General features: G+C 69.1%; 4 protein-coding genes. 3 read left to right on the forward strand and 1 reads right to left on the reverse strand.

Annotated elements, in window-relative coordinates; translation table 11 throughout:
• From QK444_RS34765 to QK444_RS34775, 3 genes are all read left to right on the forward strand, one after another.
• The coding region (locus tag QK444_RS34765) for a PfkB family carbohydrate kinase (protein ID WP_282786241.1) at window positions 1–641 on the forward strand (641 nt) is incomplete at its 5' end.
• Window positions 638–1387, forward strand: coding sequence for an IclR family transcriptional regulator (locus tag QK444_RS34770; RefSeq protein ID WP_282786242.1), 750 nt, complete (start codon window positions 638–640; stop codon window positions 1385–1387). The genes QK444_RS34765 and QK444_RS34770, both read left to right, overlap by 4 nt.
• 98 nt (window positions 1388–1485) lie before the next feature.
• Window positions 1486–1893: a RidA family protein gene (locus tag QK444_RS34775; RefSeq protein ID WP_029928933.1), complete on the forward strand. Its 408-nt coding sequence runs from the start codon at window positions 1486–1488 to the stop codon at window positions 1891–1893.
• On the opposite strand, the gene QK444_RS34780 is transcribed toward QK444_RS34775, so the two are convergent.
• The gene (locus tag QK444_RS34780; protein WP_282786243.1) at window positions 1883–2656 is read right to left on the reverse strand and encodes an alpha/beta hydrolase; all 774 of its coding nucleotides are present in this window, start codon (window positions 2654–2656) and stop codon (window positions 1883–1885) included. The genes QK444_RS34775 and QK444_RS34780 overlap by 11 nt on opposite strands.
• Window positions 2657–3056: the final 400 nt, after the last annotated feature.

Consider the following 3056-nt stretch of genomic DNA (forward strand, 5'->3'; position numbering starts at 1 on the left):
CCGACGCGGCCGCCGCCCTGCTCGACGGCTGCGAGGTCGTCCACTTCACCGGCATCACCACCGCGCTCTCGGATTCCGCGACGGCGCTCACCGACTCCCTGCTCACCCGGCCGCGCGGCGACCGGCTGCTCAGCTTCGATCTGAATTACCGTCCGGCGCTGTGGCATCGGCGCACCGTGGACGCCGCCGAGGTGCTGGCCCGGCATGTGCGCGGCGCCGATGTGGTGTTCCTCGGCTCCGACGAGGCCGCGGCGGTCTTCGGCACCGGCGATCCGGATCGGCTGCGCGCACTGTTCCCGCAGCCGCGGCACCTGGTGGTCAAGAACGACGCTCACGCGGTGATCGGCTTCCTCGGCGAGCGCCGTCTCGAGGTGCCCGCCCTCGCCCTGCGCGTGACCGAACGCATCGGCGCCGGAGACGCTTTCGCGGGCGGCTATCTGGGCGCGCTGCTCCAGGGCAGACCGCACGAGCACCTGCTGCGCTTCGGACATCTGTGCGCCGCGGCGGCACTCACGGCCGTGGGCGACGGCGCCGAACTTCCGCCACCGGCCCGATTGGCGTCGCTGGCCGCCCTGGACGCCGCCGAATGGGCCCGACTGCGTTACCCCGACACCGTCGTGACCGAGAATGTGGCCTCATGAGCCAGAGTCTGCAGCGCGCGCTGACCATCCTCACCGAACTGGGTGCGGACTCGAAATCCCTGGACGAGTTGGCCACTCGGCTGGGTGTGCACAAATCGACGGTGCTGCGGCTGTTGCAGACCATGGAGGGCGAGCGTTTCGTCACCCACGACGCCGAACACCGCTACCGGCTGGGATCACGGCTGTTCGAGCTGGCCAATCACGCGCTGGAGAGCCGCGATATCCGCACGGTCGCGCGAGCGCATCTCACCGATCTCAATGCCGCCACGGGGCAGACCATCCACCTCGCGGTCTACGAGTCCGGTGAGGCGGTCTACATCGACAAACTCGATGCGACACAGAGTGTTCGGATGTACTCGCGGGTGGGCCGACCCGCACCGCTGCACTGCACGGCGGTCGGCAAGATACTCGTCGCCGCGCAGCCGCGCACGCGGTGGCGCGCCATTGCCGAGGGCATCGAGTACACGCGGTTCACCGATCGCACCATCGCAGATCCGGACGCCTACCTGACCGAGCTGGAACTCGTTGCCGCACAGGGCTATGCGGAGGACCACGAGGAGCACGAGAGCTTCGTCAACTGCATCGGCGTCCCGGTCCGCGACGGTACCGGGGCGGTGGTGGCGGCGCTGTCCATGTCGGTGCCGGACATGCTGCTCGATCACGATCAGGTGCTCGCCCAGCTCCCCCGGGTGCGCGCCGCCGCCGACGCCGTCTCCGCCGAACTCGGCTGGAGCCCACGCCCGTGACATCCGGTGGCCTCCGCCACCCGTGACACCCGGTGGCCTCCGCGACCTGTGACGGGCCGTCGGCACCGGACACCCTCCCGATATCGAAAGGTTCACCCATGAGTGAGAAGATCGCCATCCGCACCACCGCCGCGCCCGCACCCGCGCACACGTTCTCGCAGGGGGTGCGCAAGGGGCCGTTCGTGCAGGTGTCCGGGCAGGGGCCGGTGGATCCGGTCACCAACGAGTACCTGTACCCCGGCGATGTCGCCGCCCAGACCACCCGCACCCTCGACAACGTGAAGGCCATCGTGGAGGCCGGTGGCGCGAGCTTCGACGATGTGGTGATGCTGCGCGTCTACCTCACCAAGCGCGAGGATTTCGCGATCATGAACGACGCCTACGGGGCCTTCGTCACCGCGCACACCACCGGCGATGTGCTGCCCGCGCGCACCACGGTGTTCACCGGGCTACCGCGCGCGGAGATGCTGGTGGAGATCGACGCGGTGGCGATCGTCAGCGCGTGATGCCGAGACTGGCCGCGACCCAGGCCGAGAGGGTCGCGGCCCACTCCGGTTGCGCCACCACCTCGTTGTGGCCCGCGCCCGGAAACACCACGAGCCGCTTGGGTTCCGGCGCGGCCGCGTACAACTGCTCCCCCATGCGCAGTGGCAGCAGTTCGTCGTTGTCGCCGTGCATGATCAGCACCGGCGCACGCAGGTTGCGGATGCGGCGCAGACTCGGGTAGGCGTCGGGCACGAAGAGCTTCGGCAGGATCGGGTAGACCGCCGCGGCCGCGTCCCGCAGTCCGGTGAAGGTGGAGATGAGCACCAGCGCGGCGGGCGGATAGGCGGTCGCCAGTTCCAGCAGCACCGCGCCGCCCAGCGACTTCCCCAGGTAGACAATCCGATTCGGGTCCACCCCGAGCCGCTCCAGCAATGCCGTCCGGGCGGCCCGAGCGTCCAGATAGGTGCCCTGTTCGCTCGGCCTGCCGGTACTGCGCCCGTATCCGCGATAGTCGAAGATCAGCACATCGAATCCGGCCCGCGACAGCAGCGCCAGAATCGGCGACCGGTCCCCGATATTCCCCGCGTTCCCGTGCGCGAACAGTATGTGCGCCACCGGTTCTCCCCGCGCTGGCACCCACCACGCGTCGATGGTCTCGCCGTCCCCGGTCCGCAACCGCAGTTCCTCGTAATCGGTCCCGTACACCGCGGGCGTCAACTCGATCCGCCGCTGCTGCGGCAGGAACGTGAGCAGATTGAGCACGGGCCGGGCGGGATGCTGCATGGTCTCTTCCTACCAGGAGGTCGGAGCCACGGTTCCGCTGCCCGCCGGAGCGTCCGCCGACACCGGTACGGCGGTGTCGGCCGACACGCGGAGGCTGGAACGTTCGTACCCGCAAACGGTCTCAGGGCCGCTCGACCCACAGTTACAGTGTGGCCACCTCTTTTCGAGGGGGTGGCGACCTGCCTGATCCGCGTCGCCCCGCCAGAAAGGAGGTGGTGGGTCATGGGGAAGCATTCCCGCACACAGGAAACCCCGGTCGACTGGGCATCCATAGCTTTGGGCGCTGCCCTCGTCGCCGGGGTTGTGTGCCTGATCCGACTGATACGTCGGGTTAGGTAACCCACACGGGTCGGGTGCCGTAGCAGCGGCACCTGGCCCTCACAGCCATCACACGGGGTGA

This window comes from Nocardia sp. CC201C (assembly GCF_030010695.1).
In the GTDB taxonomy this organism is placed as follows: Bacteria; Actinomycetota; Actinomycetes; order Mycobacteriales; family Mycobacteriaceae; genus Nocardia; species Nocardia otitidiscaviarum.

Excerpts from the sequence above, each read along its gene's own strand:
- QK444_RS34770 (WP_282786242.1), top strand. The coding sequence starts at position 638 with ATGAGCCAGAGTCTGCAGCGCGCGCTGACCATCCTCACCGAACTGGGT.
- QK444_RS34780 (WP_282786243.1), bottom strand. The coding sequence starts at position 2,656 with ATGCAGCATCCCGCCCGGCCCGTGCTCAATCTGCTCACGTTCCTGCCG.
- QK444_RS34775 (WP_029928933.1), top strand. The coding sequence starts at position 1,486 with ATGAGTGAGAAGATCGCCATCCGCACCACCGCCGCGCCCGCACCCGCG.